Origin of the sequence: Pseudomonas sp. WMBT8 (genome assembly GCF_050916005.1) — a bacterium.
GTDB lineage: Bacteria > Pseudomonadota > Gammaproteobacteria > Pseudomonadales > Pseudomonadaceae > Aquipseudomonas.
The window spans coordinates 4,144,861-4,160,517 of record NZ_CP188096.1; the positions used below are offsets into that span (position 1 = coordinate 4,144,861).

The following is a 15,657-nucleotide window of genomic DNA, read 5'->3' on the forward strand; positions in this document are numbered from 1 at the left end:
AGTCATCCGGCGATATCGCGCAGGGCGATTTCACTCAAGATGCGTTCCAACACCTGCTCGATGGACAATTCCGTGGAATCCAGCTGTATGGCGTCAGCCGCCGGTTTAAGCGGGGCTACCGCACGCTGGGTGTCGCGCTCATCGCGCGCACGAATCTCATCTAGCAGACTCGACAGACTAACACCATCCACCTTGCCCTTCAACTGCAAGTAACGGCGGCGCGCCCGCTCCTCGGCACTGGCCGTCAGGAAAATCTTCAGCGGCGCCTCGGGGAACACCACGGTGCCCATGTCGCGACCATCGGCTACCAGGCCCGGCGGCTCTTGAAACGCCCGCTGGCGCTGGAGCAAGGCATCGCGCACCGCCGGCAATGCGGCGACCTGCGAGGCCCAGGAGCCGACCTGCTCGTTGCGCAGGTCATCCGTTACATCATCCCCTTCCAGGATAATGCGCAGCGAGTGGCCTTCGGTCGCGCCGACGAACTGCACGTCAAGGTGCGCCGCCAACAACACCAACGACTCTTCATTGGTCAAGTCGACACCATGGTTACGCGCAGCGAAAGCCAGCAGGCGATACAACGCCCCGGAATCCAGCAGGCACCAACCCAGGCGCTTGGCCAGCAGGCCCGCGACAGTGCCTTTGCCAGAGCCGCTTGGGCCGTCGATGGTAATCACCGGTGCTTTGATATTCACAATTGAGCCTCTTGGGCTACACGCATGCCTACTTGGGCAGACAGTGTAAGAAAATTCGGAAAAGATGTAGCTACGTTGGCACAGTCATGGATACGAATCGGCGCAGTGGCACGCAGGGCCGCGACGCTGAACGCCATGGCGATCCGATGATCACCGTGGGCATGCACCTCGCCACCAGCCAAGCCGCCACCATCAATGATAATCCCATCAGGGGTCGGCACACACTTCACACCCAGCGCCAGCAGACCGTCGGCCATCACCTGGATACGGTCGGACTCCTTGACCCGCAACTCCTCGGCACCCCGCAATACCGTGCGCCCTTCGGCACAGGCGGCGGCGACAAACAGCACCGGGAACTCGTCGATAGCCAAGGGCACCAGCGCCTCGGGAATCTCGATCCCCTTGAGCGGTGCCGCGCGTACACGCAGGTCTGCAACCGGCTCGCCACCCACTTCACGCGGGTTTTCCAGGGCGATATCAGCACCCATCAGGCGCAGGATATCGATCACCCCGGTGCGGGTCGGATTGACGCCCACATGCTCCAGCAACAACTCGGAACCCTCGGCGATCGAGGCGGCCACCAGGAAGAAGGCCGAGGAAGAGATATCACCCGGCACCTCGATACGCGTGGCGACCAATGCATGACCCGACTCTACCGCCGCCGTCGCACCATTGACCTGCACCGGACAGCCAAAACCGCGCAGCATTCGCTCGGTATGGTCACGGGTAGGCGCAGGCTCGGTCACTGCTGTCCGGCCCTCGGCATACAGCCCGGCCAGCAACAGGCTGGACTTGACCTGGGCACTGGCCATCGGCAGCGTGTAACTCATACCCTTGAGCACTTGCCCGCCACGAATGGTCAGGGGCGGCCGCCCCTCCGGCCCGGTCTCTATCACTGCACCCATTTCTCGCAACGGTTTGGCCACGCGACTCATCGGCCGCTTGGACAGCGAAGCATCACCGGTCAGGACACTGTCAAAACCCTGCGCCGCCAATAAACCGGACAACAGACGCATGGAAGTACCCGAGTTACCGAGATAAATCGGCCCTGGCGCTGGTTTCAAGCCGTGCAGGCCAACGCCATGGATAGTCACCCGACCATGGTGCGGACCTTCGATCACCACGCCCATGTCGCGGAATGCCTGCAGGGTCGCCAGGGCATCTTCACCCTCGAGAAACCCTTCGACTTCGGTAACCCCGTCCGCCAGCGACCCGAGCATGATCGAGCGATGGGAAATCGACTTATCCCCCGGCACCCGGAGCTTGCCCTTCAGTTGCCCACCCGGGCTGGCGACAAACACTACATCGTCAGCGGTGGCGGCCGCATCCATATAGGCCCGGCGCGCCAGGATCTTACTGAAATGCTCGCGCGCTACCCGCGCACGGGTGAAGACGCCCAGCAACTGATGGCCATCCCCCGCATCAACCGCGTCGCGCAAGGCATCCAAGTCACTGCGAAAGGTGTCCAGGGTCCGCAGCACAGCCTCGCGATTGGCGAGAAAAATGTCGTGCCACATCACCGGGTCGCTACCGGCAATCCGCGTGAAATCGCGAAAGCCACCGGCGGCGTAACGGAAAATCTCCAGGTTTTCGTTGCGCTTGGCCAGGGAGTCGACCAGGCCAAAGGCCAGCAGATGCGGCAAATGGCTGGTCGCCGCCAGCACTTCGTCATGGCGCTCGACCTGCATATGCTCGACATCCGCCCCCAGCTCGCGCCACAACCGGTCCACCACGGCCAAGGCTGCCGGGTCGGTTTCTGCCAGCGGCGTGAGGATCACCTTGTGTCGACGGAACAGCTGGGAATTGGACGCCTCCACCCCACTCTGCTCGGAGCCGGCAATCGGGTGCCCTGGCACGAAGCGCGGCGGCATGCCGCCAAACGCCTGGCGCGCCGCACGCACCACATTGCCCTTGGCGCTGCCGACATCCGTGAGAATCGCCTGGCCCAGGTCCATGCCGGCCAACAGCGCCAGCAGTTTTTCCATGGCCAGGATCGGCACCGCCAACTGGATGACATCGGCGCCCTCGCAGGCAACAGCCAAGTCCGCGTCACAGCGGTCCACCACGCCCAGCTCAACCGCCAGTTGGCGCGATTGCGGGTCCAGATCCACACCGACCACTTCGCCACACAGGCCGCTTTCCCGCAGACCCTTGGCAAAGGAGCCGCCAATCAATCCAAGACCGACCACCACCAGACGGCCGATCACAGGCACAACAGGTTGCATTGCAATCACATCAACCACGGGCCAGAACCTTGGCCAGCGCCTCAAGGAAGCGACTGTTTTCAGCCGGCAAACCGATGGTGATGCGCAAGTGGTTCGGCATGCCGTAATTGGCCACCGGACGCACGATCACGCCTTCGCGCAGCAAACCCTGGAAGACCGGGGCGGCCTCTTGGGCGAGATCCACGCAAATAAAGTTGCCCTTGGACGCAATCCAGCCCAGGCCCAGTTCGCGGAAGCCTTGCTGCAGCTGCTGCATGCCGCTCTCGTTGATCCGTCGCCCTTCTTCCAGGTACTCGGCATCCTTGAGCGCCGCACAAGCCGCCGCCAATGCCAGGCTGTTGACGTTGAACGGCTGGCGCACGCGGTTCAGCACATCGGCGACAACCGCCGTGGACAACCCGTAGCCGACCCGCAGCGACGCCAGGCCATAGGCCTTGGAGAAAGTGCGCGATACCAGCAGGTTCGGATAGGCCGCGAGGAAATCCAGGCCGTCGGGCAAGTCGCCACCTTCGGCGTATTCGATGTAGGCCTCGTCCAGCACCACCAGCACGTGCCCAGGCACATCCTGCAGGAACTCGTTCAGCGCATCGGCACCGAACCAGGTACCAGTCGGGTTGTTCGGGTTGGCGATAAACACCACGCGGGTCTGGGCATCGATGGCCGCCAGCATGGCCGGTAGGTCATGCCCCCAGTCCCTGGCCGCAATCACCCGCGCCTCGGCACCGACGGCCTGGGTGACAATCGGATACACCGCAAACGCGTGCTCACTGAACACCGCGTTCAGGCCAGGCGCCAGGTAGGCACGCGCCACCAGCTCCAGAATGTCGTTGGAACCATTGCCCAGGGTGACCTGGCTCAACTCGACCCGGCAGCGCTCGGCCAACAGGGACTTGAGGGCAAAGCCGTTGCCGTCGGGGTAACGGGTCAGCTCCGCCAACTCTTCACGGATCGCCGCCAGCACCTTGGGACTTGGGCCCAGGGGGTTTTCATTGCTCGCCAGCTTGACGATCTTCGCCGGATCCAGATTCAACTCGCGCGCCAACTCGTCCACAGGCTTGCCTGGAACGTAAGGCGACAGTTGTTGCACGCCCGGCTGTGCCAGGGCGAGGAAGTTGCCACTCATGTCAAAGCCTCACAAAACCGCTTTCGGGTAGGAGCCCAGCACCTTGAGTGCCACGGCTTCCTGACTGATTTTCTCCAGCACACTCTTGACCAGCGGATCACGGTGGTGACCGACGAAGTCGATAAAGAACACATAGGTCCATTTACCGCTGCGCGAAGGACGCGTCTCGATGCGTGTCAGGTCTATCCCGTTGTCGTGGAACGGCACCAGCAGTTCATGCAGCGCACCCGGCTTGTTGCTCATGGAGACAATGATCGAGGTCTTGTCGTCGCCGGTCGGCGGTACTTCCTGGTTGCCGATCATCAAAAAGCGCGTGGAGTTATCCGGGCGATCCTCGATTTTCTCGGCCAGGCGCGTCAGGCCGTACAGGCCCGCAGCCATATCCCCGGCAATCGCCGCCGAATTCCACTCACCCTTGACCCGCTTGGCCGCTTCGGCGTTGCTGGACACCGCCACACGCTCGACATTCGGGTAATGGGCATCCAGCCACTTGCGGCACTGGGCCAGGGACTGGGCGTGGGAGTAAATGCGGCTGATGCTGTCGGTCTTGGTGTTTTCACCCACCAGCAAGTGGTGGTGGATGCGCAGCTCGACTTCGCCACAGATCACCATGTCGTGCTCAAGGAAGCTGTCGAGGGTGTGGTTAACCGCGCCTTCGGTGGAGTTTTCCACCGGCACCACGCCAAAATTCACCGCACCGGCCGCCACTTCGCGGAACACTTCGTCGATGGCTGCCATCGGCTTGCTGATCACCGCATGGCCGAAATGCTTCATCGCCGCCGCCTGGGTGAAGGTCCCCTCGGGGCCGAGGTAAGCCACTTTCAAGGGCTGCTCAAGGGCCAGGCACGAAGACATGATCTCGCGGAACAACCGCGCCATCTCTTCATTGCCCAGCGGCCCCTGGTTACGCTCCATCACCCGCTTGAGCACCTGGGCTTCGCGCTCCGGACGGTAGAACACCGGCACTTCGCCTTCAGCCAGCGAGGCCATCTTGACCCGCGCCACTTCCTGGGCACACCGCGCGCGCTCACTGATCAGCTCCAGGACTTTGGTGTCCAGGGCGTCAATGCGCACACGCAGGGCCTTGAGTTCTTGCTCAGACATTAGCCGTGTTCCTTCTCGAACTCTGCCATGTAGGCCACCAGCGCCTTGATGGCATTGATGTCGACTGCGTTGTAGATCGAGGCGCGCATGCCGCCTACCGAACGGTGGCCCTTGAGGTTCAGCAGGCCACGCTCGTCGGCGCCGGCCAGAAATGGCTTGTCCAGGCGGTCATCGGCCAGGCGGAACGGCACGTTCATCCACGAGCGGTCGCTCAGGTTGATCGGGTTGCTGTACAGGCCACTGGCGTCGATGAAGTCGTACAGGGTGCGCTTCTTCTCTTCGTTGAGCTTGCCCATGGCAGCCACGCCGCCCTGCTCTTTGAGCCACTCGAACACCAGGCCCGACAGGTACCAGGCAAAGGCTGGCGGGGTGTTGTACATCGAGCCGTTGTCGGCCGCGACTTTGTAGTTGAGCATGGTCGGGCACACCGAACGGGCACGGCCGAGCAGGTCTTCACGGATGATATTGACCAGGATGCCGCTGGGGCCAATGTTCTTCTGTGCGCCGGCGTAGATCATGCCGTAGCGCGACACATCCATCGGGCGCGAGAGAATGTCCGAGGACATGTCGCACACCAACGGGACGTCACCGACTTCAGGCACCCAGTCGAACTCCAGGCCGCCGATGGTTTCGTTCTGCACGTAGTGAACGTAGGACGCGTCCTTGGATAGCTTCCACTCGTTCTGACCCGGGATAGCGAAATAATCGTAGGGCTTGGCAGTACCGGCCACATTGATATTGCCGTAGCGCGAGGCTTCTTCAATGGCTTTTTGCGACCAGATACCGGTATCGATATAGTCGGCAGTGCCATCTTCCGGCAGCAGGTTCAGCGGCAATTGGGCAAATTGCTGGCTGGCGCCACCTTGCAGGAACAACACCTTGTAGTCCGACGGGATATCCAGCAGGTCACGCAGATCCTGCTCGGCCTTGGTGGCAATGGATACAAACTCATCGCTGCGATGGCTCATTTCCATGACCGAGAGGCCTTTGCCATGCCAGTCGAGGAGTTCACCCTGCGCGCGCTGCAGGACTGCTTCAGGAAGTGCCGCGGGACCAGCACAGAAGTTATAGGCTCTCTTGCTCACATCCAATCTCGCTCTGATCTGGTAGTCACATAATTCGTGTTCGACATATAACCCCATGTGGGAGCGGGCTTGCTCGCGAAGGCGGAGTCTCAGCCAGCACATGTGTTGACTGACACGCCGCCTTCGCGAGCAAGCCCGCTCCCACAGGGGAATGCGCAGTATCGCAAATTTTCAAAAGGGACAAATAACAAGGGGGCGAATCTTCATCCGCCCCCTTGGTTGTCCGCTTATTCCTGCGGTTCTTCCTCGTCTGCGGCAGCATCGAGGGTTGGCTCGTCGACGCTGTCATCGCCGGCTGCGATCACCTCGCCATCGAACTCCTCGCCTTCCAGCTCCTCGCCTTCGACTTCCGATGGCTCCTGGACACGCTCCAGACCCACCAGGGTCTCGTCGCTGGCCAGCTTGATCAAGGTCACGCCCTGGGTGTTACGGCCCAGGCTCGACACTTCATCAACCCGGGTACGCACCAGGGTGCCCTGGTCGGAAATCAGCATGATTTCCTCGCCATCCAGCACCTGCACCGCGCCGACCAGACGGCCGTTGCGATCGTTGCTGACCATGGCGATAACGCCCTGGCCGCCACGCTTGTACTCGGGGAACTCGCTGATGGCGGTGCGCTTGCCATAACCACGAGCCGAAGCAGTAAGGATCTGGCTGCCTTCTTCCGGGATCAGCATGGAAATCAGCTTCTGCCCTTCCGGCAGGCGCATGCCGCGCACACCACGGGCGGTACGACCCATGGCACGTACGTCGGATTCCTTGAAGCGCGTCACCTTGCCACCGTCGGAGAACAGCATGACTTCGCGCTCGCCATCGGTAATGGCGGCGGAAATCAGTACGTCGCCCTCGTCCAGCTCCAGGGCGATCAGGCCCACGCTGCGCTGGCGGCTGAAGGATTCCAGCGGGGTCTTCTTCACGGTGCCTTTGGCGGTGGCCATGAAGATGAAGTGACCCTCGGTGTATTCCTCGACCGGCAGCATGGTGGTGATGTATTCGTCGGTGTCCAGCGGCAACAGGTTGACCAGCGGACGACCACGGGCAGCGCGGGACGCTTCCGGGATCTCGTAGGTCTTGAGCCAGTACACCTTGCCTTTGCTGGAGAACAGCAGCAGCGTGGTGTGGCTGTTGGCTACCAGCAGGTGAGCGATGTAGTCCTCATCCTTGACGCCAGTCGCCGACTTGCCTTTACCACCACGACGCTGGGCCTGGTACGCAGCCAAAGGCTGGGTCTTGGCGTAGCCGCCGTGGGAAATGGTCACCACGCGCTCTTCTTCCGGGATCATGTCACCCAGGGTCAGGTCCAGGCGTGCATCGAGAATTTCGGTGCGGCGCACGTCGCCGTATTCGGCGCGGATCACTTCCAGTTCTTCGCGGATCACTTCCATCAGGCGCACGGCGCTATTGAGGATGCGGATCAGCTCGCCGATCTGGTTGAGGATCTCCTGGTACTCGGCCAGCAGCTTCTCGTGCTCCAGACCGGTCAGGCGGTGCAGGCGCAGTTCCAGGATGGCCTGGGCCTGTTCCGGCGACAGGAAGTACTTGCCATCGCGCAGGCCGTATTGCGGATCCAGGGTCTCCGGACGGCACGAATCGGCACCGGCACGTTCAACCATCGCCACGACGGCGCTGGATTCCCACGGCATCTTGATCAGTGCTTCCTTGGCTTCCGACGGGGTCGGCGAGGCCTTGATCAGGGCGATGACCGGGTCGATGTTCGACAGCGCAACCGCCTGGCCTTCCAGGATGTGCCCACGTTCACGGGCCTTGCGCAGCTCGAATACGGTACGGCGGGTCACCACTTCGCGACGGTGACGGACGAAGGCTTCCAGCAGATCCTTGAGGTTCAGGATGCGCGGGCGACCGTCGATCAAGGCCACGACGTTGATACCAAACACGCTTTGCAGCTGGGTCTGGGCGTAGAGGTTGTTGAGGATCACCTCAGGCACTTCGCCACGACGCAGCTCGATCACCACGCGCATACCGTCTTTGTCGGACTCGTCGCGTAGCTCGGTAATACCTTCGAGTTTCTTCTCTTTAACCAGCTCGGCGATCTTCTCGATCAGACGCGCCTTGTTCAGCTGGTAAGGCAGTTCGGTGATGACGATCTGCTGGCGGCCACCGACCTTGTCGATGTCTTCGATCATCGAGCGCGCGCGCATGTAGATGCGGCCACGACCGGTGCGATAGGCTTCGATGATGCCGGCACGACCATTGATGATCGCGGCGGTCGGGAAGTCCGGGCCGGGGATGTACTGCATCAGCTCATCGACGGTCAGCTCAGGGTTGTCGATGAGGGCCAGGCAACCGTCGATGACTTCACCGAGGTTGTGTGGCGGGATGTTGGTGGCCATGCCCACGGCGATACCGCTGGAGCCGTTGACCAACAGGTTGGGAATACGGGTCGGCATGACCGCCGGGATCATTTCGGTGCCGTCGTAGTTCGGCACCCAGTCCACGGTTTCCTTGTGCAGGTCGGCCAGCAGCTCGTGTGCCAGCTTGGTCATGCGCACTTCGGTGTATCGCATGGCCGCCGCGTTGTCGCCGTCCACCGAACCGAAGTTGCCCTGGCCGTCTACCAGCAGGTAGCGCAGGGAAAACGGCTGGGCCATCCGAACGATGGTGTCGTACACCGCAGTGTCGCCGTGAGGGTGATACTTACCGATCACGTCACCGACAACACGGGCAGATTTCTTGTACGGCTTGTTCCAGTCGTTACCCAGCTCGCTCATCGCGAACAGCACACGCCGGTGCACGGGCTTCAAGCCATCGCGCGCATCAGGCAGTGCCCGCCCGACAATTACGCTCATCGCGTAGTCGAGGTAGGACTGTTTCAGCTCGTCTTCGATATTGACCGGGAGGATTTCTTTGGCCAGTTCGCCCATGAGAAGCCTGATTCCTTTTTCGGGTGAAACCTCGTCACATCCATTTGGGACGAACGAAGCTCGCCGCCGCCGACATGATGCCTGGCAACGACTTACGACAAATCAACGAGTTATGACACGGATCTGCGCATTAAGGGCCGCCCCTTGGGGTGACCCTGGAAACCGCCGAATGGTATCACAATCGCCGCCACGCACCTATCCCCCAGATGCGCATGGAGCGTAGTAAGTTGACCGATGACAGGCTTGAGGGCGACGAGAGGGGCTCAGAGCTGAATCGAGGCTTGGATTTGCCTATGGAACCGAGGGTTTTGTTGGCTTTCGAAGCCCATCGCGGACAAGCCCACTCCCACAGTTGATTTGTAAATGCATTCAACGTGTGGGACCACGCGTGCCCGCGATTGCAATCTGCCAGATATTACAGCCCTTAATGCAGACGCTTGCGACACATCAACTGGGCCAGCTTGGCCGCGTCCGGCCGCTCGACAATGCCTTTTTCGGTGACGATCACGTCGATCAGGTCCGCCGGCGTGACGTCAAACACCGGGTTAAAGGCTGCGACATCGGCAGCAAACCGCTGCCCGGCGACCTCCAGCAGCTCGCCGGCATCCCGCTCTTCCAGGGCAACGTCATCGCCAGTGGCCATCATCAGGTCCAGCGTAGAGCTGGGGGCCACTACCATGAAGCGCACACCATGGTGCATGGCGCTTACCGCCAGTTGGTAAGTGCCAATCTTGCTGATCACATCGCCATTGGCCGCAATGCAGTCGGCGCCAACAATTACCCAGGTCACGCCTTTGGTCTTGAGGATATGCGCGCCGGCCGAGTCGGCATTCACCGTAACCGGGATGCCCTCGCTCGCCAGCTCCCAGGCAGTCAGCCGCGAGCCTTGCAGCCAGGGGCGGGTTTCGTTGGCATAGACCTGTTCGACCATTCCTTCCAGAAACGCCGCGCGGATCACCCCCAGCGCCGTGCCCACGCCACCGCTAGCCAAGGCCCCGGCATTGCCGTGGGTGAGGATGGCCTGGGCATTGCCCTGGTGTTTGCGGATCAATTCAACGCCCAATTGCGCCATGGTCAGGTTGGCTTCACGGTCGCTTTCATGGATCGCGATAGCTTCGGCCTCCAGCACCGCCAACGGGTCGGCGTGCTTCTTGAGGCGATCGAGGCGATCGCGCATGCGCTTGAGGGCCCAGAACAGGTTTGACGCTGTGGGCCGGGATTCGGCCAGCAGCGCGTAGTCCTCCTCCCATGCAGCCTGCCAGTCACCGCCCTCGGCAATCCGTGCACGGGCGGCCAGCACCAGGCCGTAGGCCGCGCTGATGCCAATGGCCGGCGCGCCGCGCACCACCATCATACGAATGGCTGCGGCCACTTCGTCGACCGACGAGCATATGACCCAGCTTTCCCGGGACGGCAGCGCACGCTGATCGAGCAGGTGCAGTGCGCCATCACGCCAATCGATGGCCCTCACTTTCTCCGCCGCCAACAGTCGATCGCGCATCCCTCACCCCGTACTCATCAACAAAAGCCGCGGATTATAGCGATCCGCCAGCCAGGACGCTCGGGTATACTTCGCCCTCTTTATATGACCGCCCCGGACGATGCCCGCTATGACGCCACCTGCCGCCCCGCTCGACTTACTGCTGCTGCCAAGCTGGCTGGTACCGGTCGAGCCTGCGGGCGTGGTGCTCAAGGCACATGGCCTGGGCATTCGCGATGGCCGCATCGCATTTATCGGCCCGCGCGCCCAGGCGCTGAAGCTGGCAGCCCACGAAGTACGCGAGCTGCCGGGGGTGCTGCTCAGCCCGGGCCTGGTGAATGCCCACGGCCATGCGGCGATGAGTCTGTTTCGCGGCCTGGCCGACGACCTGCCGCTGATGACCTGGCTGCAACACCATATCTGGCCGGCCGAAGCCAAGTGGGTCGATGAAGCCTTCGTGCGCGACGGCACTGACCTGGCGATCGCCGAGCAGATCAAGGGCGGCATCAGTTGCTTCTCAGACATGTACTTCTTCCCCAAGGTCGCCAGCGAACGCGTGCACAACAGCGGTATGCGCGCGCAAATTGCGATGCCGATCCTCGACTTCCCGACCCCCGGCGCCGCCACCGCCGATGAGGCGATCCGCCAGGGCGTGGAGCTGTTTGGCGACCTCAAGCATCACCCACGGATCAAAATCGCCTTTGGCCCCCATGCGCCCTATACCGTCAGCGATGCGAACCTGGAAAAAGTCCGGGTGATCGCCGAGGAGCTGGACGCCGCCATTCATATGCATGTCCACGAGACGGCCTTTGAAGTGCAGCAGTCCATCGAGCAGTATGGCGAACGGCCCCTGGCCCGCCTCGCACGCCTGGGCTTGCTCGGCCCACGGCTGCAGGCCGTTCATATGACCCAAATCAGCGAAGACGACCTGGCGTTGCTGGTAGAAAGCAACAGCAGCGTGATCCACTGCCCGGAATCCAACCTGAAACTGGCCAGTGGCTTCTGCCCGGTGGAACGTCTGTGGCAGGCCGGCGTCAATGTGGCAGTAGGCACCGACGGCGCGGCAAGCAACAATGACCTCGACCTGCTGGGTGAAACCCGCACCGCCGCGCTGCTGGCCAAGGCCGTTGCTGGCTCGGCCAGCGCCCTGGATGCCCATCGCGCGCTGCGCATGGCCACCCTCAACGGTGCACGGGCCATGGGCCTGGAAACAGAAATCGGCTCGCTGGAAGTGGGCAAGGCCGCGGATATCGTAGCCTTCGACCTTTCTGGCCTGGCCCAGCAACCGATCTACGATCCGGTCTCGCAGCTTATATATGCCACCGGCCGCGATTGTGTGAAACACCTTTGGGTCGGCGGCAAGCAACTGCTCGACGACCGGCAACTGACCCGCATGGATGAACAGCAACTGAGCGCCACGGCCGCTGCCTGGGGCCGGCGCATCAGCGGACACCCAGAATAACGCCGCCCCCGGATCAGCCTTCCGGGCCAGGCACACCGTTTTATCGGATTTAGAGGACTACCCATGAGTAACGTCGACCACGCCGAAATCGCCAAATTCGAAGCCCTGGCTCACCGCTGGTGGGACCGCGAAAGCGAGTTCAAGCCGCTGCACGACATCAACCCGCTGCGGGTCAACTGGATCGACGAGCGCGTCAACCTGGCCGGCAAGAAGGTCCTCGACGTGGGCTGCGGTGGCGGCATTCTCAGCGAGGCCATGGCCCAGCGCGGCGCCACGGTGATGGGCATCGACATGGGCGAAGCGCCCCTGGCCGTGGCCCAGCTGCATCAGTTGGAGTCGGGCGTGAGCGTGGAGTACCGGCAGATCACCGCCGAAGCCCTGGCCGAGGAAATGCCCGAGCAGTTTGACGTAGTGACCTGCCTGGAGATGCTGGAGCACGTGCCCGACCCATCGTCGGTGATCCGCGCCTGCTTCCGCATGGTCAAGCCCGGCGGCCAGGTGTTCTTCTCCACCATCAACCGCAACCCCAAGGCCTACCTGTTCGCGATCATCGGCGCCGAATACATCATGAAGCTGCTGCCACGCGGCACCCATGACTTCAAGAAGTTCATCCGCCCTTCCGAACTGGGCGCCTGGAGCCGCCAGGCCGGGCTGACCGTCAAGGACATCATCGGCCTGACCTACAACCCACTGACCAAGCACTACAAGCTGGCCAGCGACGTCGACGTCAATTACATGATCCAGACCCTGCGAGAGGAATAAGCCTGTGAAGTTGAAAGCGGTTCTTTTCGACATGGACGGTACGCTGCTCGATACCGCGCCGGACTTTATCGCCATCTGCCAGGCCATGCGCACCGAGCGCGGGCTTGCGCCGATCAACGACCAGCATATCCGCGATGAAATTTCCGGCGGTGCCCGGGCCATGGTCGCCGTGACGTTTTCCATGGACCCGCAGTCCCCAGGCTTTGAAGAGCTGCGCCTGGAGTTCCTCGAACGCTACGTCAAGGGCTGCGCAATCCACAGCAAGTTGTTTGATGGCATGGCCGAACTGCTGGAAGACATCGAGCGTTCCAAGCTGATCTGGGGCGTAGTCACCAACAAGCCCCTGCGCTTTGCCGAGCCGATCATGGAACAACTGGGCCTGGCCCAGCGCTCGGCGCTGCTGATCTGCCCGGACCACGTAAAAAACAGCAAGCCCGACCCGGAGCCGCTGATCCTGGCCTGCAAGATGCTTGACCTGGACCCGGCCAGCGTACTGTTCGTGGGCGACGACCTGCGGGATATCGAGTCGGGCCGCGACGCCGGCACCCGCACTGCGGCCGTCACCTACGGCTACATCCACCCTGACGACAACGCCCGCAACTGGGGCGCCGACGTCGTGGTCGATCACCCGCTGGAACTGCGCAAGGTGCTCGATAGCGCACTCTGCAGCTGCTGACACTGAAACACTGAGATCAATGTGGGAGCTGGCTTGCCAGCGATAGCGGTGAATCAGTTGCCGATTTATTGACTGACACTGTGCTATCGCGAGCCAGCCCGCCCCACATTCAGACTGAATTTTTGTTGAGGTCGATTATGTTTGATTACTCCGCACGCCCAGAATTGCTCAAGGACCGGGTCATCCTGGTCACCGGTGCCGGTCGCGGGATTGGTGCAGCGGCGGCCAAGACCTATGCCGCCCACGGTGCCACCGTACTGTTGCTGGGCAAGACCGAAGCCAACCTGGCCCAGGTCTACGATGAAATCGAAGCCGCCGGTCACCCGCAACCGGTGGTGATCCCGTTCAACCTGGAAACCGCCCTGCCCCATCAATACGATGAGCTGGCGGCAATGATTGAAAAAGAATTCGGTCATCTCGACGGGCTGCTGCACAACGCCTCGATCATCGGCCCACGCACCCCGATCGAACAGCTGTCGGGCGAGAATTTCATGCGGGTCATGCATATCAACGTCAACGCCATGTTTATGCTGACCGCCACCCTGCTGCCGCTGCTCAAGCTGTCCCAGGACGCTTCGGTGGTGTTCACCTCCAGCAGCGTCGGGCGCAAGGGCCGGGCCTACTGGGGCGCCTATGGTGTGTCGAAATTTGCCACCGAAGGCCTGATGCAAACCCTGGCCGACGAACTCGACACCGTCGCGGCAGTACGTGCCAACAGCATCAACCCCGGCGCCACCCGCACCAGCATGCGCGCCCAGGCCTATCCAGGGGAAAACCCGGCCAACAACCCGCTGCCGGAAGAGATCATGCCGGTGTACCTGTACCTGATGGGCCCGGATAGCTCGGGGATCACTGGGCAGGCGTTCGACGCGCAATAATCTTCGGACATGACACCACGCCATTGTGGGAGCGGGCTTGCCCGCGATGGCGCAGTGTCGGGCTCAATGGGCCTGCGCCAAATTCCCACCGCTCCCTTTCCTCAATAAATCCCATCCCCTTGTTTTATAAGCACTAAAAACTAATTGCACTAACTGGCACGGTTTTCGCTCCAATATGCTTAAGCAGGCAGCGCGACATCAAGACGTGCGGCATGGGATCAGGGGTTATAACCCCCGGCAAAGCGGACTAGACTGTTACCTAAGTTTTACGGAACTGAAGGAACAGTAAGACGCCCGCCAGTGGCCGCTCCCATCGAGCCTGTAAGACAGCATTCTGTGCTTAGAGGCCTGCCCGTTTATGAAAACACCGACCCAGACCAACGCAATTGACTTCGATAGTGCCAAATTGCAACGCCTGGGCTTTGGCCAGCCTTCCCTTATCGCACGGCGCCCCATCAGCCTCGCGCAACTGCGCCAGCAACTGAACCTGCAATTGCAGACCAGCCTGGAAGCCGAGCGGATCCTTGGCCTGTTCTTTCGCGAAGTGCAGCGCCTGGTGCCCCTGGACGCCCTGCAATACCGCCATGAAGCCAGCGACCTGCGCCTGGAATATGGCCAGCGCGGCCATCACTCCGTGAGCTATAGCCTCAGCCACCAGGGCGAGCATCTGGGAGAGCTGGTGTTTCGCCGCAACCAGCGTTTCAGCGAAGAAGAACAGGGCAACCTGGAGTCGCTACTGGCCAGCCTGCTCTACCCGATGCGCAACGCCCTGCTGTATCGCACCGCGACCCGCAGCGCCCTGCGTGACCCGCTGACCGAGACCGGCAACCGCATCGCCATGGACCAGACCCTGGGCCGGGAGATCGAGATGGCCAAGCGGCACCTGCATCCGCTGTCCTTGCTGATGCTCGATATCGATCACTTCAAGCGCATCAACGACAGCCACGGCCACGCCACCGGCGACAAGGTGCTCAAGGCCGTCGCAGCCTCGATCAAGGGCCAGTTGCGCAATGTGGACATGGTGTTTCGGTTTGGCGGGGAAGAGTTCCTGATCCTGCTGTCCAACACCGGGCGCGATGCCGCGGCCATGGTGGGCGAACGCCTGCGCCAGGCAGCACAGGCCCAGGACTACTGGGCGGACACCACGCGTATCGAATTGACGGTGAGCCTGGGTTGCGCGACCTTGCTGGCAGGCGAGTCGGCCGAGAGCCTGCTGCGCCGGGCCGACAATGCCTTGTATGTGGCCAAGCGCGAAGGCCGCAACCGCCTGGCAATGGCGGGGTAAACG

The 15,657-nt window shown here is 62.0% G+C and carries 12 protein-coding genes; 5 read left to right on the top strand and 7 right to left on the bottom strand.

Annotated elements, in window-relative coordinates; translation table 11 throughout:
* Window positions 1-2 precede the first annotated feature (2 nt).
* The 7 genes from cmk to mtnA form a co-directional block, all read right to left on the bottom strand.
* Window positions 3-692 (bottom strand): (d)CMP kinase, encoded by a 690-nt coding sequence (gene cmk, locus ACO77H_RS18640; protein WP_032863151.1) that lies wholly within the window; start codon window positions 690-692, stop codon window positions 3-5.
* The gene (locus ACO77H_RS18645; protein WP_432755769.1) at window positions 689-2,899 is read right to left on the bottom strand and encodes a bifunctional prephenate dehydrogenase/3-phosphoshikimate 1-carboxyvinyltransferase; all 2,211 of its coding nucleotides are present in this window, start codon (window positions 2,897-2,899) and stop codon (window positions 689-691) included. The genes cmk and ACO77H_RS18645 overlap by 4 nt, the downstream gene beginning before the upstream one ends.
* A 28-nt stretch (window positions 2,900-2,927) precedes the next feature.
* Window positions 2,928-4,040, bottom strand: a complete 1,113-nt coding sequence (gene hisC, locus ACO77H_RS18650; protein WP_169952748.1) for a histidinol-phosphate transaminase — start codon at window positions 4,038-4,040, stop codon at window positions 2,928-2,930.
* 9 nt (window positions 4,041-4,049) lie between these two features.
* The gene (pheA, locus tag ACO77H_RS18655; protein ID WP_025113086.1) at window positions 4,050-5,144 is read right to left on the bottom strand and encodes a prephenate dehydratase; all 1,095 of its coding nucleotides are present in this window, start codon (window positions 5,142-5,144) and stop codon (window positions 4,050-4,052) included.
* Window positions 5,144-6,229, bottom strand: a complete 1,086-nt coding sequence (gene serC, locus ACO77H_RS18660) for a 3-phosphoserine/phosphohydroxythreonine transaminase (protein WP_169952750.1) — start codon at window positions 6,227-6,229, stop codon at window positions 5,144-5,146. Before serC ends, pheA begins: the two co-directional genes overlap by 1 nt.
* Window positions 6,230-6,456: 227 nt before the next feature.
* Complete coding sequence (gyrA, locus tag ACO77H_RS18665; RefSeq protein ID WP_029298707.1) at window positions 6,457-9,111, bottom strand: DNA gyrase subunit A; 2,655 nt, start codon at window positions 9,109-9,111, stop codon at window positions 6,457-6,459.
* Window positions 9,112-9,535: 424 nt separating this feature from the next.
* Window positions 9,536-10,612, bottom strand: a complete 1,077-nt coding sequence (mtnA, locus tag ACO77H_RS18670) for an S-methyl-5-thioribose-1-phosphate isomerase (protein WP_169952752.1) — start codon at window positions 10,610-10,612, stop codon at window positions 9,536-9,538.
* Window positions 10,613-10,721: 109 nt separating this feature from the next.
* On the opposite strand from mtnA, the gene ACO77H_RS18675 reads away from it, so the two are divergent.
* The 5 genes from ACO77H_RS18675 to ACO77H_RS18695 all read left to right on the top strand — a co-directional run bounded on the left by ACO77H_RS18675 (window position 10,722) and on the right by ACO77H_RS18695 (window position 15,654).
* Window positions 10,722-12,053: a TRZ/ATZ family hydrolase gene (locus ACO77H_RS18675; protein WP_172313999.1), complete on the top strand. Its 1,332-nt coding sequence runs from the start codon at window positions 10,722-10,724 to the stop codon at window positions 12,051-12,053.
* 63 nt (window positions 12,054-12,116) lie between these two features.
* Complete coding sequence (ubiG, locus tag ACO77H_RS18680; protein ID WP_003172645.1) at window positions 12,117-12,815, top strand: bifunctional 2-polyprenyl-6-hydroxyphenol methylase/3-demethylubiquinol 3-O-methyltransferase UbiG; 699 nt, start codon at window positions 12,117-12,119, stop codon at window positions 12,813-12,815.
* A 4-nt stretch (window positions 12,816-12,819) separates the two neighbouring features.
* Complete coding sequence (gene mupP, locus ACO77H_RS18685; protein WP_169952756.1) at window positions 12,820-13,491, top strand: N-acetylmuramic acid 6-phosphate phosphatase MupP; 672 nt, start codon at window positions 12,820-12,822, stop codon at window positions 13,489-13,491.
* Window positions 13,492-13,628: 137 nt separating this feature from the next.
* Window positions 13,629-14,369, top strand: coding sequence for a YciK family oxidoreductase (locus ACO77H_RS18690; protein ID WP_170042777.1), 741 nt, complete (start codon window positions 13,629-13,631; stop codon window positions 14,367-14,369).
* 358 nt (window positions 14,370-14,727) lie between these two features.
* Window positions 14,728-15,654 (top strand): GGDEF domain-containing protein, encoded by a 927-nt coding sequence (locus ACO77H_RS18695; protein ID WP_169952758.1) that lies wholly within the window; start codon window positions 14,728-14,730, stop codon window positions 15,652-15,654.
* The last annotated feature ends 3 nt before the right edge of the window (window positions 15,655-15,657 follow it).